At 35.5% G+C, this 23,170-nt stretch carries 26 protein-coding genes; 10 read left to right on the plus strand and 16 right to left on the minus strand.

Going from position 1 to position 23,170, the window contains the following annotated elements:
* Window positions 1-110: 110 nt before the first annotated feature.
* Genes E3U55_RS15120 through E3U55_RS15130 form a run of 3 tightly spaced genes read left to right on the plus strand, consistent with a single transcriptional unit; the run spans window position 111 to window position 2,217 of the window.
* Entirely contained in the window at window positions 111-527 is a 417-nt protein-coding gene (locus E3U55_RS15120) for a prepilin-type N-terminal cleavage/methylation domain-containing protein (protein WP_134341327.1), read from the plus strand.
* Complete coding sequence (locus tag E3U55_RS15125; RefSeq protein WP_134341328.1) at window positions 524-1,009, plus strand: PulJ/GspJ family protein; 486 nt, start codon at window positions 524-526, stop codon at window positions 1,007-1,009. Before E3U55_RS15120 ends, E3U55_RS15125 begins: the two co-directional genes overlap by 4 nt.
* Before the next feature lie 2 nt (window positions 1,010-1,011).
* Entirely contained in the window at window positions 1,012-2,217 is a 1,206-nt protein-coding gene (locus E3U55_RS15130) for a hypothetical protein (protein ID WP_134341329.1), read from the plus strand.
* Between the two features lie 41 nt (window positions 2,218-2,258).
* On the opposite strand, the gene E3U55_RS15135 is transcribed toward E3U55_RS15130, so the two are convergent.
* A complete protein-coding gene (locus tag E3U55_RS15135; RefSeq protein WP_134341330.1) occupies window positions 2,259-3,128 on the minus strand; it encodes a DNA-3-methyladenine glycosylase family protein in 870 nt (289 codons plus the stop codon).
* Window positions 3,129-3,245: 117 nt separating this feature from the next.
* Window positions 3,246-4,028, minus strand: coding sequence for a delta-lactam-biosynthetic de-N-acetylase (pdaA, locus tag E3U55_RS15140; protein ID WP_134341331.1), 783 nt, complete (start codon window positions 4,026-4,028; stop codon window positions 3,246-3,248).
* Between the two features lie 119 nt (window positions 4,029-4,147).
* Between pdaA and E3U55_RS15145 the strand changes: the two genes are divergently transcribed.
* Complete coding sequence (locus tag E3U55_RS15145) at window positions 4,148-4,546, plus strand: ion channel (RefSeq protein WP_134341332.1); 399 nt, start codon at window positions 4,148-4,150, stop codon at window positions 4,544-4,546.
* Window positions 4,547-4,705: 159 nt separating this feature from the next.
* Here the strand turns inward: E3U55_RS15145 and E3U55_RS15150 are convergent, their stop codons facing one another.
* Window positions 4,706-6,019, minus strand: a complete 1,314-nt coding sequence (locus E3U55_RS15150; RefSeq protein ID WP_134341333.1) for a Na+/H+ antiporter family protein — start codon at window positions 6,017-6,019, stop codon at window positions 4,706-4,708.
* 122 nt (window positions 6,020-6,141) lie between these two features.
* Window positions 6,142-6,528 carry an OsmC family protein gene (locus tag E3U55_RS15155; RefSeq protein ID WP_134341334.1) on the minus strand — a complete coding sequence of 129 codons (387 nt, stop codon included), beginning with the start codon at window positions 6,526-6,528 and terminating at the stop codon, window positions 6,142-6,144.
* A gap of 100 nt (window positions 6,529-6,628) precedes the next feature.
* Here E3U55_RS15155 and E3U55_RS15160 point away from each other — a divergent pair, with 100 nt between their 5' ends.
* On the plus strand, window positions 6,629-7,789 hold the full coding sequence (locus E3U55_RS15160; RefSeq protein ID WP_134341335.1) for an MFS transporter: 1,161 nt from the start codon (window positions 6,629-6,631) through the stop codon (window positions 7,787-7,789).
* A 14-nt stretch (window positions 7,790-7,803) separates the two neighbouring features.
* Here the strand turns inward: E3U55_RS15160 and E3U55_RS15165 are convergent, their stop codons facing one another.
* From E3U55_RS15165 to E3U55_RS15175, 3 genes are read right to left on the minus strand one after another with little or no spacing between them, the layout of a single operon-like run.
* A complete protein-coding gene (locus E3U55_RS15165; protein ID WP_228547587.1) occupies window positions 7,804-8,652 on the minus strand; it encodes a YihY/virulence factor BrkB family protein in 849 nt (282 codons plus the stop codon).
* Between the two features lie 12 nt (window positions 8,653-8,664).
* On the minus strand, window positions 8,665-8,943 hold the full coding sequence (locus E3U55_RS15170) for a hypothetical protein (RefSeq protein ID WP_134341336.1): 279 nt from the start codon (window positions 8,941-8,943) through the stop codon (window positions 8,665-8,667).
* 21 nt (window positions 8,944-8,964) lie between these two features.
* Window positions 8,965-9,435 carry a low molecular weight protein-tyrosine-phosphatase gene (locus E3U55_RS15175; RefSeq protein ID WP_134341337.1) on the minus strand — a complete coding sequence of 157 codons (471 nt, stop codon included), beginning with the start codon at window positions 9,433-9,435 and terminating at the stop codon, window positions 8,965-8,967.
* A gap of 192 nt (window positions 9,436-9,627) precedes the next feature.
* On the opposite strand from E3U55_RS15175, the gene E3U55_RS15180 reads away from it, so the two are divergent.
* Together E3U55_RS15180 and E3U55_RS15185 are read left to right on the plus strand one after the other, a co-directional pair.
* On the plus strand, window positions 9,628-10,617 hold the full coding sequence (locus E3U55_RS15180) for a DUF3231 family protein (RefSeq protein WP_134341338.1): 990 nt from the start codon (window positions 9,628-9,630) through the stop codon (window positions 10,615-10,617).
* A 12-nt stretch (window positions 10,618-10,629) separates the two neighbouring features.
* Window positions 10,630-11,088, plus strand: coding sequence for a hypothetical protein (locus tag E3U55_RS15185; protein ID WP_134341339.1), 459 nt, complete (start codon window positions 10,630-10,632; stop codon window positions 11,086-11,088).
* A 40-nt stretch (window positions 11,089-11,128) separates the two neighbouring features.
* On the opposite strand, the gene E3U55_RS15190 is transcribed toward E3U55_RS15185, so the two are convergent.
* Both E3U55_RS15190 and E3U55_RS15195 read right to left on the minus strand, forming a co-directional pair.
* A complete protein-coding gene (locus tag E3U55_RS15190; protein WP_134341340.1) occupies window positions 11,129-11,791 on the minus strand; it encodes an SOS response-associated peptidase in 663 nt (220 codons plus the stop codon).
* 6 nt (window positions 11,792-11,797) lie between these two features.
* Window positions 11,798-12,526, minus strand: coding sequence for a lysophospholipid acyltransferase family protein (locus E3U55_RS15195; RefSeq protein WP_134341341.1), 729 nt, complete (start codon window positions 12,524-12,526; stop codon window positions 11,798-11,800).
* A gap of 144 nt (window positions 12,527-12,670) precedes the next feature.
* On the opposite strand from E3U55_RS15195, the gene E3U55_RS15200 reads away from it, so the two are divergent.
* Window positions 12,671-13,498 carry an HAD family hydrolase gene (locus E3U55_RS15200; protein WP_194840945.1) on the plus strand — a complete coding sequence of 276 codons (828 nt, stop codon included), beginning with the start codon at window positions 12,671-12,673 and terminating at the stop codon, window positions 13,496-13,498.
* A gap of 64 nt (window positions 13,499-13,562) precedes the next feature.
* Here E3U55_RS15200 and E3U55_RS15205 read toward each other — a convergent pair whose 3' ends face one another.
* The 3 genes from E3U55_RS15205 to E3U55_RS15215 form a co-directional block, all read right to left on the minus strand.
* On the minus strand, window positions 13,563-14,630 hold the full coding sequence (locus tag E3U55_RS15205; protein ID WP_134341343.1) for an alpha/beta fold hydrolase: 1,068 nt from the start codon (window positions 14,628-14,630) through the stop codon (window positions 13,563-13,565).
* A 21-nt stretch (window positions 14,631-14,651) separates the two neighbouring features.
* Window positions 14,652-15,905 carry an esterase/lipase family protein gene (locus tag E3U55_RS15210; RefSeq protein ID WP_134341344.1) on the minus strand — a complete coding sequence of 418 codons (1,254 nt, stop codon included), beginning with the start codon at window positions 15,903-15,905 and terminating at the stop codon, window positions 14,652-14,654.
* A gap of 171 nt (window positions 15,906-16,076) precedes the next feature.
* Complete coding sequence (locus E3U55_RS15215) at window positions 16,077-16,808, minus strand: YkgJ family cysteine cluster protein (RefSeq protein WP_134341345.1); 732 nt, start codon at window positions 16,806-16,808, stop codon at window positions 16,077-16,079.
* A gap of 177 nt (window positions 16,809-16,985) precedes the next feature.
* Between E3U55_RS15215 and E3U55_RS15220 the strand changes: the two genes are divergently transcribed.
* Complete coding sequence (locus E3U55_RS15220; protein WP_134341346.1) at window positions 16,986-17,117, plus strand: YflJ family protein; 132 nt, start codon at window positions 16,986-16,988, stop codon at window positions 17,115-17,117.
* A 137-nt stretch (window positions 17,118-17,254) separates the two neighbouring features.
* On the plus strand, window positions 17,255-18,262 hold the full coding sequence (mreBH, locus tag E3U55_RS15225) for a rod-share determining protein MreBH (protein WP_134341347.1): 1,008 nt from the start codon (window positions 17,255-17,257) through the stop codon (window positions 18,260-18,262).
* A 40-nt stretch (window positions 18,263-18,302) separates the two neighbouring features.
* Here the strand turns inward: mreBH and E3U55_RS15230 are convergent, their stop codons facing one another.
* The 4 genes from E3U55_RS15230 to E3U55_RS15245 form a co-directional block, all read right to left on the minus strand.
* A complete protein-coding gene (locus E3U55_RS15230; RefSeq protein WP_134341348.1) occupies window positions 18,303-19,223 on the minus strand; it encodes a DMT family transporter in 921 nt (306 codons plus the stop codon).
* Between the two features lie 69 nt (window positions 19,224-19,292).
* Window positions 19,293-20,069: an ABC transporter permease gene (locus E3U55_RS15235; RefSeq protein ID WP_228547588.1), complete on the minus strand. Its 777-nt coding sequence runs from the start codon at window positions 20,067-20,069 to the stop codon at window positions 19,293-19,295.
* Complete coding sequence (locus E3U55_RS15240; protein ID WP_134341349.1) at window positions 20,044-21,018, minus strand: ABC transporter ATP-binding protein; 975 nt, start codon at window positions 21,016-21,018, stop codon at window positions 20,044-20,046. The genes E3U55_RS15235 and E3U55_RS15240 overlap by 26 nt, the downstream gene beginning before the upstream one ends.
* A gap of 150 nt (window positions 21,019-21,168) precedes the next feature.
* Window positions 21,169-22,653, minus strand: coding sequence for a class I adenylate-forming enzyme family protein (locus E3U55_RS15245; RefSeq protein WP_134341350.1), 1,485 nt, complete (start codon window positions 22,651-22,653; stop codon window positions 21,169-21,171).
* Window positions 22,654-23,170 lie beyond the last annotated feature (517 nt).

A 23,170-nucleotide genomic window follows, 5' to 3' on the forward strand; every position in this document is an offset into this window, starting at 1 on the left:
TCAAGTATGAAAAGCGTTCATTATTCATTAAAATATGATAAATTAGTAATAGATAATCTATATTAATCTATTATACTATTTTACTAGATAAAAATCGAGGGTTGTTGACAATGTGTGAACAATTAATTAAACATGAAAAAGGCATGACTTTAATAGAAATTCTAGGGGCATTAGTCATTCTATCAATCGTGTTAATTGGGTTCTTTTCTGTCTTCACTCAATCTGCCTCTATGCAAAATGTAAATGAAGAAGAAATGCTAACGACCAATTTAATTCGTTCAGCACTTGAAGATGTTCGAGAGCTGGATAGCAGTAGTGTGTCTCCGGGTACATATACAAATTTCGACTTATTAGATATTGCATCAGTAAATAATCAAGGTCAATTCTATTCGCAACCGTCGTATTACTTAAAATTAATCATTACTGATGAGTCAGATACCAATTTGCTAAAAGCAAAATTACAAGTTATAGATCAAAACGGTAAAGTATACACTGATACCTATGATTATATTGAGGTGTCTCCATGATTAAGAATGAGCGCGGTTTAACATTAGTAGAGGTTCTAACAACATTAATCTTAACTTTTATTATAGGAACATTAGTGTTTTCGGTCGCGATTTCTGCGATCAATAATTACCAGCATTCAGAAATTCAATCACAAGCTCAATCCGAAGTTAATCGTTTTATTTTAAATTTAACTGAAATTCATCAAAGCCACTCAACATATACCATTACACGAATAGATGCTTCAAGTTATCAAGTTACTATGGATGGAAATACCTATACATTTGATAGTGCTCTTGACAATGTGGAACTCTATATTAACCATAAGATTTGGCAAAATGGCTCACTTTTAACAGATCATTTACTCGAAGTCGGTCACTCTAAAGAAATCGATCACCGTGAAAAACAAGACCTTTTTATTAAAGTAACTGACTCTAATCCACGCTTTAAAACCATTGAAATTTCCACATCTATTTCACGTCTATCTGGTACTGGAGGTAGCTAATCATGTTCAAAAACTTAAAAAACGAACAAGGTGCAGCCCTAGTTGTGGTCCTGTTAACGATTGCGTTAATCATGCTTTTTTCAACGGTTATGATGAACAGTATCTTGTCTAATGCAAAGCAAAATGATATCACTGAACAAAACTACCGCTCCACCCATTTAGCTGAGATGGGAGCAACATTCATTAAAGATCGAGTTATAGAATATATGAGAAATAACGAGTTTGAAGCAACTGATGATTACTTTTCATCCATGCAATCCTTTGTTGAATCAGAAATAAGTGGTGTCACTGTTGATAGGGAATTTCCTGAGCGTTCTTTTGAAATTACGGCAGATTTTACTTTTGAGGAAAACGATCGTGGAGCTTTATTAAATACTGAAGTAACGGGCCATGATGAGAATATATCGAACCCCATACAAGTAACTCTTCAGTTAATTAGTGGTGAAGAAAGTGTAGATGATTGGGAAGATAATAGCGAAACATTCCCAGATCCTCCAGCTGAACCTGATTATGTTTATGAGGAAGATGTTACTTGGAAGAAAAATGATTGTCCTGATGATGAAGACGGTTCGTATTATGTGAAAGGTGATGCGACTTTTAATTGTGAGGCGACGGTTGGCGACTATTATTCTGAAGGTAACGTAAAAGTAAGTAAAAGCCATAACAACCTGACCGTTAATGGAACTGCGGTCTTTATGGGCGTTGAAATTAACAATAAAACTAGAGTCAAAATACATGAAAATGCGTTCATAAATAAAACGCTAACGAGTGAAAATAATCCCAACAGTGAATTTTTAGTTTGTGGTAATGCACGTTTCAAAGAAGGTATTAATTACAGAGGCCAATTTGGAGTAAGGGGTTACGTTATATCAGACGGCCCTGTCAATTTCGAAAACAACCCAGCTAAAATTGGTAATGATACCATTTTTAAAGACGGTTTAAATATTAAAAATACTAGTTTGGACGTTGGAGGCAATTTAACCGTTTATACTAATCAAACAAACATTAGTACTTTTGGTGGTACAATCAATGTTGCTGGTGACTTGACGATATATGAAAAAGGTCAATCCGAACCCATTATTAATCCTGATTGGCAATCAATTAACTACACCGATTCTGGCCCAGATTTTCCAGAATGTGAAGGCATCGATTACCCAAGCGGTAGTGGCGGCGATCCGTCAGTTGACTTAGATAATGCAGATTATTAAACATAACAAAGGCGCTCCAGTCTAACCGGAAGCGCCTTTTATTAATCCTCTATACTTCTCCACAGCGTCAATGCTGCAAAGCTTCTGTACGGTTCCCATTCCTTAGCTTTCTTTTCAACCTCAACCTTAGTAGGCTTTGCATCCAATTGCCACCATTTTTTAAGGGCATTTTGAATGCCAATATCAGCAGCTGGGAATAAATCATCACGGCCACAGGCAAATAACAACCAATTTTCTACTGTCCATGGACCAATACCTCGAGCTTTTCCTAAAGTTTTAAAGACTTCTTCATTTGGAAGTTTGGATAACTTTTGAAGGTTAAGTTCGCCATCAACAATTTTCCTCGACGTATCAATTACGTACTCCGCTTTTCGTTGGCTGAACTGTAAATTCCTTAAGTCATCATATTCAAGTTGAGCGACTTTATCTGGTGTTGGATAGAACCAAGAACCATCTTCTTCTTCGCCAAATGTTTGAACAAAACGTGTTGATATTGTATATGCAAACTTCATGTTCAGTTGTTGGTGAATGATTACTTTCATTAATGACTGATAGAGGTGAAAGTCTCTTACAACTGGTGTTCCTTGGTATTGATGAAATAGCATCGACAATTCTGTTTGCTGAAAGAATTGATGAATCTCATTTAAATCTTTATCCCATTGAAAGATATTTCTAATATGTTCAAAAATGACGTCCTGTTCTTCATCGTGATCAGACATCACCGAGAAGACCGGCTTCTCTGTCGTTCCTTCTGCTTTAACACGGACTACCGTTCGATCGTTTTCTAGTTGAACTGGAACATCAACCCAACGTTCTTTCATATCTAAACGAATGAGCGGATCCATACCTAAGCGTTTTAATGCATAATCAAAATCATACATGCCGGGTGCATGATAGTATTCCTTCCACATAGTTAACTCTCCCTTACAATTACAACTATATTCAGTTTACATCTATTTTAAATATAATAGCAAAAAATTTTTAACCGAAAAAGAAAACGGCCTATTCAATAGACCGTTAATCATATTCTATTCAGTAGGAACCAAATCATCCCAAAGTAATTCATCTAATGAACCAAATTCATATCCCCGTTTTCTTAACTCATCAATTAGGTGGGTTAGAGCATCGGCATTATCCTGTGAAACCGTGTGTAACAAAATGATAGCTCCTGGATGAACTTGCTCCATGACTTCGTTAAATGCATGTTTCCAACCGTTTTTACGATCGCTGAACCAATCTACAAAAGCCACTGTCCAAAAGACATTAACATAGCCTAATTCATCGGTTATTTTCAGTGATTTTTCATTAAAAATACCTTTCGCAGGCCTAAAAAAAGTCACTGAATTTTGTTTGGTGTGCTTCATAATTTTTTCGTCTAATGTTTTTAAGTCTTGTTTGATTTTTTCTTCTGAAGCCTTGGTGAAATCTAAATGGTCATTAGAGTGGTTACCGATAATATGTCCCTCTTCTACCATTCGCTTCACTAATTTTGGAGCATCATCAACATAATGTCCTGTTAAGAAAAAGGTTGCTGGAACTTGCTTTTCTTTTAATATATCTAAGATGGTTCCTGTATACCCTTGTTCATACCCGTTATCAAAGGTTAAATAAACCTTTTTCTTATTAGGATCTCCCATATAAATGCCATTATATTTTTCAATTAATGGAGCATAAAACCCTAAATCAGGTGGCTGCTCATTATATTGTTTCTTATAACCGTAGCCATAAGCTTCTTCTGTTGGCATAGCTGAAACCGTATTTACAAGAAAACACACGACAGCTAAAATAATTAAGCTAACAAACTTCTTCATATATAGGTCCTCCATCACTTTTTCTTTATTTTGTGTTGAAATATAAAATTAATACTTTGAATGTTTAATGTCATGTGATGAGGGTATTGATTAACCAAGGAACCAAGGAGTGAGACATCGTGGCAACAGTTCTAGTCGGAATCGCTGCTTTAATTATACTAGTTAATTTATTTTATTTCTTTTATAACAGATCCTATAGGTACAGTTATTTTAGTTCTATTCTTTTCTTCAAGTTATTTTTAGTTCTTTCTGGTCTAACGGTTGGATTCGGAGTACTTTATTACGCCTTATCAATGAGTCAGGATGTTTTACTTGATAGCTCCAGTAATCCAGTCAACGTAGACATATGGAAAGCTCTTTACTTTAGTGGAGAAACTATAGTGTCAGTTGGTTTTGGTGATTATGTACCCGTTGGTATTGCGAGACTTTTTGCCTTACTGGAGGCAATGATGGGGATTTTATTACCTACAACGTATTTTATGCGCTCATTAAATAAAAATGAAAACACTGAAAGCTAAAAATTTCAAATAACGAGTTAATCGGAAACTAAGGAAGGTGAAGCAATTGATTCGAACACTATTGATGATTATTGGTCTTATCGTTGTTATTATGTTTATTCTTTCATTGATTTAACATATACAAAAAGCGCGACGGTCAAAAAGTCGCGCTTTTTTTTATTACAGCATTAATGCTGCAGCCCATCCGAAAATGAACAATGGAATGTTAAAGTGAATAAATGTTGGAACAACCGTATCCCATATGTGATTATGCTTACCATCCACGTTCAGGCCAGCTGTTGGTCCAAGCGTACTATCGGATGCAGGACTTCCGGCGTCACCTAATGCACCAGCTGTACCAATTAGTACTGCAATTGCAACAGGTGAAAAGCCAGCAGCTGTTGCGATTGGTATATATAACGCCGCTAAGATTGGAATCGTACCGAATGATGTCCCAATCCCCAGCGTGACGATTAAACCGACTAATAATAAAACTAGTGCAACTATTGCCTTCTGTCCTTCTAACATGCCTGAAGACGCATCGACTAATGCTTCAACTGATCCCGTTTCTTTGAGTACACCAGCAAAACCAGCTGCAGCTAGCATAATAAATGCAATCATGCCCATCATGCTAATACCTTTAGACATAACTTCTTCACTGCTTCTAAATGGAACTGCTACTAAAACAAACATTAAAACTAAGCCAGTTAATGCACCTAAAACCATGCTCTCTGTGTCTACTTGAACATATAAAGCACCAACAATCGCAACTAATGTCATAGAATGCTTTAATTCGAATTTAAATGGCGAATCATCAATCTCTTCATAATCAGCTGAAGGTCCTTCAGGTGTAACTTGACTATAATCTCTCTTCTTACGATAAGTAATAAATATTGCAATTAATAGCCCAACTACCATACCAAGCCCTGGTACTAACATAGCTTGAGTCACTTCTGATAAAGAAATCTCAATGCCATTTTCAATCATGTTTTCTTGAATGATCCCTTGGAAAATTAGTCCGAATCCAACCGGCAACATAATATACGGTGCTTTAAGACCAAATGTTAATGAAGTTGCAATCGCACGACGGTCAATTTGCATCTTATCAAAAAGTGAAATCAATGGCGGAATTAAAATCGGAATAAACGCAATGTGTACAGGTACAGCGTTTTGCGATAAAGAAGCAATAATAGCAATTGTAATCAACATAAATCCTCTTTTACCTGTAACCGCTCGACGAAGAAATTGAACAATCCCTTTCGTTACTCCAGTCATACCAATTGCAGCTGCAAAGCCACCTAGTAAGACATAGCTAAGAGCAGTGTTTGCACTTTCTCCCATATTTGAAACAAAAACTTCAACTATTTCAACGAAGGGTAAACCAGCTATGAAACCAGCTGAAAGTGCAGATATAATAATAGCCACTAAGACGTTAACTTTAAATAAACTTAGTACCGTTAATATTAAAACAGAAATTATAACTGCAGAAGCCATAACTTAACTCTCCCTTTTTATTATGTTATCTTGTTATCGCGTTAACACTTTATCATGATAAAGGTTGTGTTTTAAAAAATCAACCCCCTTTTATTAAAAATTATGGGAGTTGATTTAAAAAATTATGCCTCGATCGCTTCTACTTGTTCAATAACTTCCATTGACCCAATCACAGATTGAACCATAGAGCAGTTTTTCGAAGCGATTTCTAAGCTTTTCTGAAGTTTTTTCTCGTTTAAGTCTTTACCTTTTACTTTGAAATACAAAGTTACTTTCTCAATTTTATTTACATCATCACCTGTACGTTCTACTTCAGCATCAATGGTCATTTCATCGTATTCAATCTTTTGTTTAGCCAATATCCGACGGTAAACAGAAGCACTACAACCAGCAAGTGATGCGACCATTAATTGAAAAGGTCGATAACCTTCTTCTTCATTTGGTGAAATGTTCATAGGGGCAAATGGAAACTCTGCTGTTATATCTCTTTCTGTTACTTTAAATTTCATAGATTGCCACTCCTCATTTAGTATGATTTGCTTTAATTCTAACATGATTATAAGGTACAATGTCATTGACTTTGCTCACAGTCATCTAGGGGGAAATTGCATGGCTAATGAACGTACTCGATTTATGATTTTAGTAACAATTGTAGGAATTTCAGGTTTTTCTCAAGGTATGTTGCTGCCAGTCATTGGCGTATTACTTGAACAGAGTGGTATTTCATCATCAGTCAATGGCGTTCACGCAACAGCTTTATACATAGGTATTTTAATCATTTCACCCTTTTTAGAGAAACCTTTAAGAACATTTGGTTATAAACCGATCATTTTAACAGGTGGTATCTTAGTATTCTCTTCTTTATTCTTTTTTACTTTTTGGGAATCATTATGGTTCTGGTTTGTCTTAAGAATGATGATTGGAATTGGGGACAACATACTTCATTTCGGTACCCAAACATGGATTACAACATCAACATCAGAAGAAAACCGTGGAAGAGACATTGCGATATACGGCTTGATGTTTGCATTAGGATTTGCTATTGGTCCTTTAATGACAGGGTTAATAGAATTAAATCCTAATTTACCTTTTATCATTAGTGGAACACTTTGCTTTTTAGTCTGGACACTCATGTTTTTTGTTAGAAACGAACTACCCGTTAAAGAGGACGAATATCAGGTCACATCTACTCGTTCAATCGGACGTTTCATTGGAACGGTTAAATATGCATGGGTAGCTTTTCTTGCACCTTTTGCTTACGGATTTTTGGAAGCATCTTTACACGGGATTTTTCCAGTTTATGCGATGCGAATAGATCACGATATATCAATGATTTCTCTAGTTATTCCTAGCTTCGCAGCTGCAAGTATTTTATCACAAATTCCATTAGGGATCTTAAGCGATAAAATAGGTCGTGTTAAAGTTCTTTCTATGGTTTTAATTGGTGGGATTGTCGTATTCTTTATTGCAGCTTTTATAGAAGAATCACTTGTCGGGTTATTTATTGTATTTGCCGTAGCTGGTCTATTAGTAGGTTCATTGTTCTCTTTGGGGATGTCTTATATGACGGACCTGTTACCTAAAAGTTTGCTCCCAGCCGGAAACATCTTATGCGGTGCTTCGTTTAGTATTGGAAGTATAACGGGGCCTGTATTAAGTGGCCTATTCTTACAATACTTTCCCGGTGTTTCGTTCTTCTATGTGATTACATTTTTCTTACTCACTGTTTTTATTATTATTCAAATCAAACAACCAAATCCGGTGACATAACAAAACTCGCATGATTAATCCATGCGAGTTTTTCTTATCTTTATAAATCTTCTTTTATGCCGTTCAAGAACAGCATTAACTTCTCCACCAACGATTAGCATCATCCCTGATAAATAGAACCAAATCATAAGCACAATGATACTTCCTAAACTTCCGTAAGTATATGAGAAGTTACCGAGATTCTCGACATAATAAGCAAAACCTAATGAAGTTAACTGCCAACCAATTGTGGCAATAATGGCACCGGGTAAGGCATGTCTGATAGTGACTGATTTATTAGGTGCCAAGATATAAAGAATCGTTAATATAAAAATGATAATAACAAATGAGATCACCCAACGGATGGTTTCCCAAAATGCAATAAAGCTATCTGAATAGCCTAGGAATGAGAAGATAAACGCTCCAGCTGCTTTACCGAATACAGGTAAAGCTAATGCAACGGCAATGACCAAAATCATCGCTACAGTTAATGCCATGGAAATCAATCGCGTCACGATGAACGAACGGTTCTCGTCCGTTTCATAAGCTCGATTAAACACGCGCATTAACGCATTAATACCATTGGACGCAGACCATACCGTTAGCAATAAACCAAAAGATAATAAACCGCTTTTTCTCTCTTCCATCAATTGATAAATATTGTCTGTAATAATGTTCAACGAATCCCCTGGCACATACCGCTGAATAAGTAAAAACACCCTGGATTGATCAATGGGCATATAACCAATTAACGTTAACAAGAAAATAAGAAACGGAAATAATGACAATAGAAAAAAATATGCTAACTGAGCAGACATTCCAACAACATCATCATCCATAAAATGAGTATACAATTCTTTCCAAAAATGTTTTGAAAAGATCAATATTGTCACCTACTATTTTTTCTGACCTTGGTCAACCTTATCAATCAAACGTTGAACTTGTTCGATTTGATCAATTAGATTGTCCGTACCTTTATTAACTTGATCTATTTTTAAACGAAGTTGACGTACAGACTCTGATGGATGCTTATAAATATGTTTTATTTGATTGTAAGTTTTTTTAGAACTATTTTTAAAACTTTCTCTTTCTCTTTGATTAAACATGGATACAACTAGTCCCATTAATGCACCAATAATCATCCCAGATTGCCACGTTTTTAATTTATTATTCATTTTATATTCTCCTCCTTGTTATTAAATATCATTATTAATTCGAATATCATCTAATAAATTTTTACATGCATTGCTCACTAGCTGGTACGTTTCATCAAAATCGCCTGTAAAATAAGGGTCTGGGACGTTTGCCTTTCCCCCATCAGGAAAATAATCTAATAATTTTTTAACGATTGCTTTTGATTCAGACGATAAAATTTTGTTTAGATCTTCTATATTATCGTCATCCATCGCAATAATATAATCAAAGTGGTCGAAATCAACTTGCTCAACCTGACGAGCAGTTAAACCATTTGAATTTATACCGTGTTCTTCAAGTTTACTAACCGTCCCTTCATGTGGCGCTTCACCCACATGATAATCAGCTACGCCAGCTGAATCGACAACGAATTTGTCATCTAACCCCTTCTTATTTACTAAGTCAGAAAAAACTGCTTCTGCCATGGGAGAACGACAAATGTTCCCTAAACAAACAAATAATACTTTTACCAAGTTCATCACCTTCATCAACAAATATATATTTCTTTTTCCCTTCCACAAATATCATAAACAATATTGGTCAAGAATAAAAGAAATGATATTTGAAAAAATGAATGCTCAATAATTTCCGTTATAATTATGAAATCTTAGGTAAAAATAACATTGAATTTCAAGAAATGACAATTCAATGTTTGGAGTGACTTTATGAATTATACAAACCTTAGCACCAATGAAATAACAGCATTATGGACGCAATATTTTCAGAACTCCTTATATGTACAAGTGTTTAAGTATTTTATTGAGACATGTGAAGACGAGGAAACATTAGAGTTAATTAAAGAAACTATAGAAGTTAGTAAATTTACCATGCAAGAAGTTGAACACTTTTTCAAGTCTGAGGATATAGATACTCCTGTCGGTTTTACTAAAAACGATGTGAACTTGAAAGCTGATAAAATATTTCATGACCCTTTCATGCTGTTGTTTATGGAACATACTTTAAAATTTGGACTCATTGCAAGTAATACTTCTTTAAGCCTTAGTACAAGAAAAGATATCAGGGATTTATTTACCGAGTTATCTAGACGGACTATAGAATTATTTAATAAATGCATTGATACGTCATTAAGTAAAGGCATTATGGTTCGTCCACCACATATTACCGTACAAAAAGGCATTGAATTTGTTGCAAGTAAAAAATATATGAGTTTCTTCGGTAATCGTGCACTAAACACAATTGAGTTAACTCATTTATTTGAAAACATCAAATCTAATACCGTCGGTGAAATGATATGTATGGCATTCGGACAAACTTCAGAGTCAGTAGAAGTTAAGGAATTTATGAAAAGAGGCCTGAATATCTCAAAAAAACATATCAAAATCTTTACAAAAATTATGAATGAATCAGACATCGACACACCGATTGGGTCAAATAGTTTTGTAACCAATTCTACATCCAGAGTCTTTTCCGATAAATTAATGCTGTATATGATGACCTTTCTAAGCGCAGCTGGTCAAGGAAATTACTCAACGGCTGCATCAGCAAGTATGCGCTTTGATATTTCACTTACCTACCAGCGCTTATCTGTTGAAATTGGCTTATTCGCTAAAGATGGAAACGATATATTAATTAATAATGGATGGTTGGAAGAACCTCCACAAGTACCTGATCGTGACAAATTATTTAAAGCATAAAGAGGCGGGAACATGAGGAATAAAAAACTTGAAGTATTATTTTGGAGTATCGCATTTCCTGGTTTCGGACAAGTTCTTAATCAACAACTCATTAAAGGAATCACTCTTATAATTTTAGAGGTAACAATTAACGTATTTAGTAAGTTCAACCAGGCAATACTATTCAGTTTTATTGGTGAAATAGATCAAGCCATCCAAGTAGTTGATTATCAATGGTTGATGTTCTACCCATGTGTTTATTTCTTTGGAATATGGGATGCATACAAAAATGCAGAAGGAGAAAATCCTCCATTAGACTTTCTACCTTTTGTTTTCTCAGCCTTTTTTGTGACCTTGGGTTTGATGTATTCATACAGGACTGAAGTATTAGGTTACATCCTCGGGCCCGTGTGGCTCCCTATGATATTTGTTATACCTGGAATTGCAATCGGACTTTTTATTAGGAAAATATTAATTTTTTACAATGCATAAAAAGAGGGCTTCCAATTAAAGATGGAAACCCTCTAATTTATTATGTTAGGGAAGCAATACAATCTTGATCGTCATTTCTTGGATTATTTACATATTGACTCACTTCATAAGCTGCCAGTTTCTCGTCAGGCAGCTTCATTATAAAGTCTTTCATATCACTCGCTTGTTTCACATCATGCTCTAGCCAGTCTTTTTCAGCTGACCTAGGTAAAATAACAGGCATACGATGATGCATCGGTGACATAAATTCATTCGCTTCTTTGGTTAGAATCGTACACGTTACACGTTCTTCTTCACCATCTGTCCAACGGTCCCACAATCCTGCAAATGCAAATAAATCACGGTTCTCTAATGAAATTCTAATAGGCTGTTTCCCATCATCTGTCTTTTTCCATTCATAAAAGCTATCAGCCAGGATTAGACAACGACGACGTCCCATCAATCTTTTAAAACTTGGCTTTTGATCAGCAGTCTCTAACCTTGCGTTAATCATCTTACTCCCAATAGATGGATCTTTTGACCACGATGGGACGAGACCCCATTTCATCGTTCCCGCCCTATTTGAAGTACCATCACTTACAATAGTAAGTACCTCTTGAGTTGGTGCAATATTATATCGTGTTGGAAAATCAAACGGCTCTTCTAATTGATAAGCTTCCATCACCTGTTCTGGATCTGCTACAAATGTAAATCTTCCACACATTTAAACTCACCTCACTTTTATTTCATCCATGGCGTGTTGAATTCTTCGTTGCGTCTCTTCAGCAATTTCTTCTAAACTCATTTCTTCTAATTCTTCGACTGAAATGGGCTCACAAATCGCCATGTGAACGGTTGCCTTTTTAATTCTGTTTTTATTTTCTTCCATAATCTTATAAGTACCTTCTATCATCACTGGTAATACAGGGACTTTAGCTTTTTTCGCTAATGAAAAGCTTCCACTTTTGAAAGGCAGCATCTCACTGCCTAAAGAACGTGTACCTTCTGGAAATATCGCTAATGGATGACCATCCCTTAATAATTCTATACCTTTTTTGAAGGTTTTAACCGACTGTCTGCGATTATCCCGATCCAAAAACAAACAACCCATGACTTCCATCCAAGGACGAACAATTGGAAGCTTACTCACTTCAATTTTTGAAATAAAACCGAATGGTTCTTTAAAATAGCCTAAATAGGCAAAAATATCATAGTTCGCCTGATGATTTCCGACAATGAGATAAGAGCCTTCTGGAATATTTTCTTCACCTTTAACTATCATTTTCGAACCTGATTGTTTAAAAAACTTCCGTGCAAATCGCTTAGGAACTTCATGAATCATTTGGTCATATTCTTCTCTCGTATAATCTTCTCGTTTTAACTTTCTAACCTTTCTTAATGTTAACGCCGTATATAACACATAGATAACTCCATAAATTAAACTCCACAACGTGCGCATCTTGTTCTCTCCCCTATTTTTTCTCTTTTTACATTTTACATAAAAGATGTCGAAATTAGTAGGTTTGGTTTGAGCATTTCGCCATTGATTATTCTAAAATGTGTTAAAATTGGTTAAAAGATATTTAAAGGAAGGGATATGGGTATGTATAAAAATTACTTAAAAGAAGCAGAAGTCATCATTTTTGACTTAGACGGTACATTATATGAAGGAACAGACCACTTTAATCTACATGTCGAAAATTTAAAAGCCAAGTTAGACCCTGAGAAAGCTGAGCACTTTCAAGAACTTTATGACGCAATTTTAGTTGGTGATCATCCTGTTCAAATCGGAAAAATTTATGATGGTGTTCGCGATTTAGTTTGGAGTTGGAACCCTTTTACAGAAGCCCTAACTGAAGCAAGAAACTGGGACAATGAGACCGTACATATTAATGACGCTCCATCACATATTGCAGCGAACGAATTTGACTTTAAAAATTGGGTGCCAATTGGGGATGGATGGTGGCCACCATACGCCATTGCTCGTCACTTTGGATTAAGCATAGATGTTATTCAAGCTTCATATAATCGCACCAAAGAACAAATGGCAGAGCTTGATGGTTATTTGACTCGCACACCTGGACTAAAAGAATATCTAAAAGAACTTCAAAATGGCAAACGTTTAATCGTATGCACGAACAGTGATGAAGTTGATGCTAAAAGGCTTCTTCAGTTCTTAAACATTGATGAACATTTTGAGGAATTGATCCCTTCAGCCATGAAACCCGTGAATACGAAAAAACATTTTAATTATGTTTTACAAAAATATGATGTCGCTCCAGAACAAGTGGTCTCTGTTGGCGACAACTTTATGAACGAAGTCGCCCCTGCCCTACAGCTTGGAATGAAAGCGGTATGGTTAACTGATGCGAATGAAAAACCAGTTGAAGATGATCGTTTCGTGTTGACGAATACGCTGGCTCAAGAATAGAAAATAAAACCAGTTATGACTTTAACAGCATAACTGGTTTTTTGGTTAAATTGGTATTCATTCATTATTCGTACATATAATTCGAGTTCACGTTTTCAAAAAATTCTCTTACCTTTTGATTAAATTGGTCCGCCTTCTCTATATGTGGGGAATGTCCACAATCGTTAATAATATATTCCTCATAAAAGCCACCCTGATGTTTGTACTTATCTAATACATGACGCATTTGAGATACCATTGGTTGAGGTGATGCAAACTCATCACCTGGCCACCCTGGCACAAAACCTTGTTTCCCCAAAAATGCTATATCTAAAAACGACTGGTCTGACACAATCATATCATGATCTCCACGAATCCATAAAACAGGAATGTCGTCTTGAACATCAGCAAATTCTGATAAATTTACATATTTAGGTGAAATAGCATTGTTAATCCCTTTTTCACCTGGGGCAACCCCAGGCCACTCTTCACATGTATTCACATTACCTGGATAGAACCCATCTCCCACCTCAATATCTACCATGGCTTTAACAAATCGATCTTCCCTTTCTTTTTCTACACGGAATGGGGGTTTAAAATAGAATTGATTCATTACATTTCTAGGACTATTATCTTCTGTGTCAGCAATGCTTTTCTCACTTAATAGTTTAACAAAATCCGGGTTAGCTGTACCTCCTCCTGAACCAACAAATGAATCACTATAAGGCGTTCCTTGTTCATCACCTGTTCCACCAAATCCATATGGTGACATTGGATTTTCTAAAACTAATGATGCGACGTCTTTAGGATAATCGATGGCATACTGCATAACGACAGCACCCCCTACTGACCAACCAACAAAATGTATTTTCTCATCAATTTGTAATGCTTCTTTTAAAGACTTTAAGTCGTCAGACCAATCACGTAAACCGCGAGTTGCATCAATTTCAACCCTCTCAGTTTGACCAAAACCTCTTAAGTCCGGTGCAATAACAAAGTAATCATTTGTAAAAGCTTCTATTGTTTCATCAAAGAATTGGCTAGATGAAACATTTCCATGAATAAGAAATAATGGTGGCTTTTCAGAACTCCCTGCCTCTAAATAAAACATGTCTAACCTTTCAGTTTTTATCCTTTTTTCTAAATACTCCATAATAATTCCTCCCCATATTTATTAATCTAGCCATGACTTAATTTGAGTCATAGCAGCATTAACCCAACCTAATTCCAAATGATTGTGAGAAATTACCTTATTTCCAGATACTTGACCAATTCCTTCTTCTGATGTGGCACTTGTAATAAATACTACGCCATCACTCGGTCCAGTATGCTCGTTGTGAATTGTTGGTATATCATTTTGATTACCAGCTAGTAAATACGATTCAATGGAATTTGGTATTTGAGCTGTTATAATGTCATCTACAAGCGAACCTTCATTTATCGCATGATCTATACCAAATCCATAGGTATAATAACCTTGACCACCATAATAAGTGGTATACCAATCTTGTTCATTCATTGGTAATGAGTATACACCATCCCATCTTGCTAGCATCTGAGTTTGACCAGGATAAAAATTCCCTTCATCCGTAATATAAATTGACAGTTCATCATGACTTCTCCATAAACCATAGCAAACCATTTCAGTATGTGGAGAAGGAGCATTTACGGTTCCCCCACACTCAGGGTATATTGAAAAATTATGTGACCAACCATGTCTAAAGACATAGTCAAATCCTTTGTTGGGATTTCCAATTAACATTAACTTATTTATATCATCTTGATACTCAGTTCCACCATCTTTAATCACTGATGATCCGTACATTCTTGCTGCAAAAGCACCTTTACTCCAACCTATAACATTAACTGTATTTGAACCCGTTTCGTCTTTAATAATTTGAATCGCATTATGAATGTGTTCGGCCCAATAGTAGTTGTCTCCTTGTTTATGTCCAAAATTTATTGCAAAAACCTTATGTCCATCTGAAACAAGCTCTTGCATTAACCCGGTGTCAGGACAACTATAAGATCCGCATCCATAAGATCCCATTTCATTAGGATTTGCCCAAGCACGGTCTGCATTGTCATTAGCGCCATGAACAAGAAGGACTGGAACCTCCTTTGAGTTAGTATCATATTTGTTTGCATAATATAATAAAAACTTACTAGAATGAGGTGCCTGAACATTATTGAAAAAAGTTAATCTTTGACCTTCTTGGTTACCACGACCATCTGGTGGATAATCTTCGGCTTTAAACATAGGATTAGAATCTGACCATCGTTCCACGTGGCTCCAACCGTTATTGACATTTGTGAAGGTTTCTTCTAAGGATAGTGTTGAAGTATTCTGAGGGGAATTTCCTCCTAATAAAGGAAGGGAAGCCAAAACCAAAACAGTAATAAACAATTTAAAAAATAACTTACTCATCAAACAACCCCTTTTATCAAATTTGATGAGTTAATAATATAGAATATAAGTTACAAAGGAGTTACAAATTTTCGAATATTAACTAAAAAAAAAACACTCTAGGTTTCACCCATATCTAGAAACAATTCAAAGAAAATAAAAAACAGGTAAGTAGTCTACCTGTTTTTACAATTAAGTTAGCGAATCAATCCATTCTTTCAAAAACACTGGCAAGTAATTATATTGATACACATCAGTCGGATAATCTAAAAACTCTGGATCATCCTCTTCAAAAACAACCTGTGCCGCTGCGTTTAATGCCCCCATGTAATTCTCATATAGAAACTCAAAGCTAACCGTTTCTTCTGGTACGTAATTTTTTGCACAAATTTCAGGGTCCATATAATTTACATAAGTTCGACATGGTAATGGTCGTACTTCATAAGCCATGCATGTATTGGTTTCAGTGTTTAACAATGGACAAGGTAGCTGTTTTTTCATATATTCATACTTCACATCTTGTTCTTCAAAATCAAGTGAAGTAGCATCTTCTATTAAATTTTCGTAATTTTTATAGTATTGTCGCAGATGTTCTTTAAGTTCATTGTGTCGTTCTTCGGGCATAGCTTCTATTGAAGCTATAATCATTTTCGCTTCCAACCGAGAGATAATTATTGGGAAATAACAGCAAAATGCACATCCTAACTGACAGTTTGGTGTCATATCCATGTGATTATCCATCTGATTCATTTTTTGAGATACTTCCTGAAGCAATTTCTGATATATAGCCATCATTTTTTCTTTTGGTTGATGATAACAATCTAATTGATCCTCAGCCACTTCATAAAATGAATCTTCATCTAATTCAAACGTTTCAAGCTTTGCTAAACGTTGTTTGACTTGTTCAAGTGTACGATTTTCCATATGAAACAACCTTTCTAATTTGCTCTTATTATCTTACCATAGGATAACGCTCGTACATATGTAAAAAGTTTCATATAAGATCTTATGATTTTTTTACTTCTCATAGGGAAATATAGATGTTACAATGCCTAATGCATATGAATTTCTGATTCAACTTTTAAGAAAGAGGTGTTATAGATGTATATCGGTACTAAAGGTTGGTTTGTAACAGAATTGAAAAAAATCGGTGTAAGCTATCATGAAGGACGCAAAATTGAGTCATATGATGCATCTACACTTGCAAATTTACTAGAATCCAAGAAAAAATAACCATTATTATTACAGAGGATTATTCCTCTGTAATTTTTTTGTTAAATTTTCTTAACGCTATTCGACAACTTTCCGTGTTAAAATATTAATTAGGAAATTAGACTAGAACTCAGAACTACTAGAGATGGAGGCATCTTATGTTTGCGAATGCAGAGATTGGAATAGATTTAGGGACAGCGAACCTTTTGATATACAGTAAAAATAAAGGAATTGTATTCAATGAACCTTCAGTTGTTGCTATAGATACTCGAACAAGAAAAGTATTAGCTGTTGGTAATGAAGCAAAAGAAATGATTGGTAAAACTCCTGCAAATATTACATCGATTCGTCCGTTAAAAGACGGTGTAATTGCGGATTATGAAGTAACTTCTCAAATGTTAAATGTTATGCTTAAAAAAGTTAGCAAACGCCTTGGCATGTCTATGCGCAAGCCTAATGTTATCGTGTGTGCGCCAACAGGATCTACATCGGTAGAACGCAGAGCGATTGATAATGCGATTAAAGACTATGGCGCTAAACAAGTCCATATTATTGAAGAACCTGTTGCAGCAGCAGTCGGTGCTGGCTTACCAGTAGACGAGCCTGTTTCAAACGTTGTTGTAGATATTGGTGGTGGAACAAGTGAAGTAGCTATTATTTCATTTGGTGGTGTCGTGTCTGCCAACTCTATTCGTACGGGTGGCGACCATATGGACCTGGCCATCATTCAACACGTTCGTAAAAATTACAATGTATTAATTGGAGAGCGTACAGCTGAGAATATTAAAATGGAAATCGGTTATGCTCTCATTGATCATGATACATTACAAATGGAAATTAGAGGTCGTGACCTTGTTACAGGATTACCAAAAACGGTCACTCTAAACTCAAAAGAAATTCAAGAAGCCCTTAGAGAACCATTAGAATCTATTCTTGAAGCTGTTCGATCAACTTTAGAAAACTGCCCTCCAGAATTAAGTGGTGATATCGTCGATCACGGTATTATGCTTACAGGTGGTGGCGCACTTCTTAAAGGCATGAAAGAATGGTTACAAGGTGAGATCGATGTACCCGTACACGTTGCTGAAAACCCATTAGAATGTGTAGCAATTGGTACAGGAAAATCACTATACCTTATTCATAAGCTTCAAAAAGCTGCAAAATAAAGATAAAAGCTATCGCCCAATTATAAGGCGATAGCTTTTTTTAAACTTTTTTAGATTTAGTTAATTTAAACTTTTTTATGGATTGAATGTTCACATTCACCATAATTACACCAATGACAACTAGAACCCCGCCAATAATTTGTGCTGCAACCACTTGTTCATCAAGGAATATGACGGCACCAATCGTAGTAAAAAACGGAAGTAAGTTTAGAAACACACTAGATAGCGATGGTCCCAAATCAGACACAGCCTGATTCCATAAAATTAAAGCAATAAATGAAGGGAAGATTCCTAAATACAATAATCCTGACCAACTACTCACTGTAGTTAATTGAGTTGGAACGCCAACTAAAAACCACTCCAACATCATTGCGGGTAATAATACCATTGCGCCTAAACCGACCATGGCTAAGGTTCCACCTAGAATAGGGAACTTGTGATTGTGTTGCTTAACGATTAATGTATAAAACGCCCAAACCACCATGGCTACAAGCATTGTGATATCCCCGATATTGAATTCTAGTTGTAACAATGCTTGAAAAGAACCTTGTGTTAATACCCACAACGCACCAATAAATGAAATAACAGTCCCTATAATATGTTTAATCCTTAGTCTTTCTTTTAAAATTAAGAATGACAAGATCATCGCAAAAGCTGGGGTCGTTGCTTCAACAATCCCTGCATTTGTAGATGTCGTAAAATTTAATGATAAGTATACTAAGACATTAAACGTCGTAATCCCTGTAAGGGCAATACCAATCAATGGCCATAAATTTTCTTTTAAAATAGAATAATAATACCGAAACTGTTTATATCCAAATGGTAAAACAACTGTAAATGCGATGAGCGTTCTGAAAAATGCAATGGTGACAGGAGGTAAGTCATTAATGGCTTTACCTACTATTAAATTTCCGGAAAAAATCATCACTGTAACAATTAAAAATATATAAGAACGTATCATATGCTTACCACCTATAACAATAATAAAGTGCAACTCTATTAATAGAGCTGCACTGATAATTTTAGTGGATTAATATTGACTTAGCAAACCTTTCTCCATCGCTACATTTTCAGATTTCATATAAATATATAACCCTATTGCAACGTAAAATATAGAATTTAACACAAGCGCTGAATAATCGATCATTGTGAAATCTCCCCAAGTATAACCATGAATCATCACCTGACGAATCATATCAACCCCCTTAACAAATGGGGCGAAGATTAAATAAGGCGCGACAGACAAGGGGACGAACGTTAATCCCATTAAAATAAATTGTAAGATTTGTAAGAATGATTGAATCTGTTTAACAATAATCGCAAGACCAGCCAGCATAAACCCAATGCCGACCATACCAATTGCAGTAATAAAGAAAATAGGGAGCACTAAATCAACTCTAAAATACAACCACTGATTAGCTGTAAACATAGATAAAATTAATAAGAAAATAACAATGGTGCCATTCAAGAAAAAGTTCGCGGTAATTCTTGCTAATAGAATTCGCCACATCCCCTTAGGCGACATAAACAATTGTTCTAAAGTTCCTCGCTGGGCTTCTATTAAAATTGTGAACCCTAGCCCCTGAAGAGTCATTAGCATGAAGAACCAGATCACATAGTTCACAATTACATATTGTATATTTGTATCGGCTTGTTGCGGATCACCAATAACATTAATACCTAATAACATCGCTAAGAAAATAAAATAAAAGGTTAGAATCATACTAATCGTATTAGGAAAATATCGTTTTAATTCAATAAACTCTTTACGTGTATTTGCACTAACTAGATGCCAAAGCTCTATCATTCTCTTGTCCCTCCTTAATTAACTTCATGAATACCTGTTCAAAATCGACAGATGTTCGATCAATTTTTTCTATATTTGTTTGTTCACTTTTTAAAATGTCCATCATAATGTAAAGGTCATTTTCTCTTTCAATCGTAATCTCGATCTGTTGATCACTAATTTCATAGATTGGAAAGTGACTTTTTATCGCTGTAATTTGTTGTTGAGTTAATTCATCGCTTACAGTAAAGCAATAGGCACGCGATTCAAAAAGCTTAATTAAATTTTCAACCTTTTCATCTGCGACAACTTTACCATTATTAATGATGACTGTTCGTTCACACAGTTCTTGAACGACTGGCATGTCATGTGTACTAATGATGATCGTCTTTCCTTGTTCTTTTACAATTCGCTTGAGTAACTCTCGCACTTCATAGCTTGTTTCTACGTCTAAACCTAACGTCGGTTCATCTAATAGAATAACTTCTGTATCTGCGAGTAATGCCACAGCAATTGCTAATTTTTGCTGCATCCCCCTCGAGAGACTGCTCACCAACTCATTTTCTTTTTCTTTTAAGTTAAACAATATAAGTAAGTCTTCAACTTTCTGCTTAACTTCTTTACGGCCAACTCCACGATTTCCTGCAAAGTATTCCAGGTTCTCTCGAGCAGTTAACCTCCAGTATAAGTTACGATTCCCTTCTAATACCGCACTAATATAATTTAGCGCTTTCAAACGCTGCTTATCAGAATCATAACCATTTATATGAACGGATCCTCCATTCGGCTTTAATAGGCCACAAATTGATTTAATGGTAGTCGTTTTACCAGCTCCATTCGGACCTAATAACCCCAGGATTTCCCCTCGATACACTTCAAAACTAACGCCATCCACTGCTTTGACAATCTCTTTTGTTTTTCTTTTTTTGTACTTTTTGTGTAACTCTTTAACTTCAATAATCGTTTCCATCTTCATCCCCCTTTTTATAAACTAATAAGATTATAGCAAAAATTTTCAGAATAATATAACAGTCTTGAGTGTGTTTATATCTCCACCTCAAGACGGAGTAAATTGATAAACAAAAAAGAGAGCACTATGGCTCTCCTAAGGGGGTAAAACCTATATATTAGAATATTCCTTAACTAACGCATTTTTATCAATTTTACCGACATGGGTTTTAGGCAATTCATCTACCATATAAAATTTCTTAGGGATTTTATATCTGCTAAGCTTTTGTTCACAATACTTAACCAGTACTTCTTCTGTCATGTGACCATCACACAGAGAAACAAATGCAGCAACTACCTCTCCCCATTTGTCATGGGGTAACCCAACCACTGCGACTTCATTCACTTGTTCATGCGACTGTAGCCAATGTTCAATCTCTAACGGATAGATATTTTCTCCGCCTGATATGATCATTTCTTTTTTCCGACCAGCTATGTAAACATACCCCGCTGCATCACGTCGCGCCAGATCACCCGTTAAAAACCAATCTTGAATAAATGCATTTCGAGTTTCCTCTTCATTATTCCAATAACATTCAAATAAATGCTTTCCTTTTAACCATAGTTCCCCATTCACGTTCACATCAACTTCAGCACCATCTTCATCAACAATTTTTATCTCATTGAACAACATGGCTCTTCCAACTGACCCTTGATGAAGCAAGGCCTCATCTGGATCGATATAAAAATTATTAGGACCCGCTTCAGTCAAGCCGTAACCTTCTTTAAATTTTAGTCCTTTATTTTTAAACGCCTCATATACCGTTAACGGGCAAGGGGCTCCTCCAGATAAAAATACTTTCATATCCGGAAAATCAGCTTGCTTAAACATCTCTGTTTGTACAATCATATGATACATCGTTGGGATAAATAAAACAGTTGTACATCGATAGTTAATTAATTCCTCAACGGCTTCTTCAGGATCAAAAGTCGATCGTAAAACGACCGTTCCCCCAGCCAATAATATTGGTGTAGTTAAGGCATTTAAACCTCCTGTGTGAAACATTGGAATAGTCGTTAACGTACAATCTTCTTTAGTTAAATTCCAGCTGACTATTGTATTAATCGCATTCCAAAATATCGATTGGTGACTTAACACCGCGCCTTTTGGTTTTCCTGTAGTACCACCTGTATAGACCATGGCCAGCGGGTCTTTTTCTGAAATATCAACAACTGAAAGAGGTATATCATTAAGGTGGTTACTATTTATGTAATCATTTGTTTTAATTATCATGGATGGTTCTAACCATTCATGCTCTTCCGAAAAAAGTTGATGTACAGCAATAAAGGTTGGCCCAGAATCGTTCACGACATATTGCAGCTCATCTGTTGATAAACGCCAATTTAGCGGAACAAAAATGGCACCTATTTTCATACAGGCAAAAAGAAAATCAAGATAACTTACATGATTAGGGGCTAACAGTGCAACTCGATCACCTTTGTTTACTTGATGATCAACCAGAATCGCTGCCAATTGTTCAGCACGTTCGTTAATTTCAAAATAAGTCCATGATTCATCCGTATCTGCATCTATTATAGCTCGGTCATTAGAGAAAAGTTGAGCACGTTTTCCTATCCAATCGATTTCTGTCTGCACATTATTCAACCCCTTCCGTCTACTGTAATTATCATAGTATACCTTAGAGTTACAAATGAGTTACAAGTAGATAAAGAGCTTGCAAACGCAAGTTAGGAGCGATAAACAAATAATTCGCAAAAATCTCCGACAGCCTCGACTCTTTAAGAACTTAATAAAGGAGCCATATGGTGTCAGTAGTTAATGTACTAATTACTGTGTTAACTTGAATCCGAATTGCTAATGTGATTTTAAAGAACTAAATGAGTTAATATAATTTATATAAATAAATTGAAATTATATACAATTCCCGCATATTGTCAATCCATTATGTTATACTGTAAATAAACCTTTAAAGCTTTAAATCTTTTTTATTACTTGTACCATTTCCCTACTCGAACCTCGAGTAGGTTTTTTTATGGTTCTAAGTCAAATGTTGGGGTGAGCGAACGCTCACTCCTAATTTATGCGACTCGAACTGCTACATTTTTATATTGATGGTGTAATAACACCTTTAATCTAAAACGATCAAACCGTT

Origin of the sequence: Filobacillus milosensis, from assembly GCF_004402015.1 — a bacterium.
GTDB classification, from domain to species: Bacteria; Bacillota; Bacilli; order Bacillales; family Alkalibacillaceae; genus Filobacillus; species Filobacillus milosensis.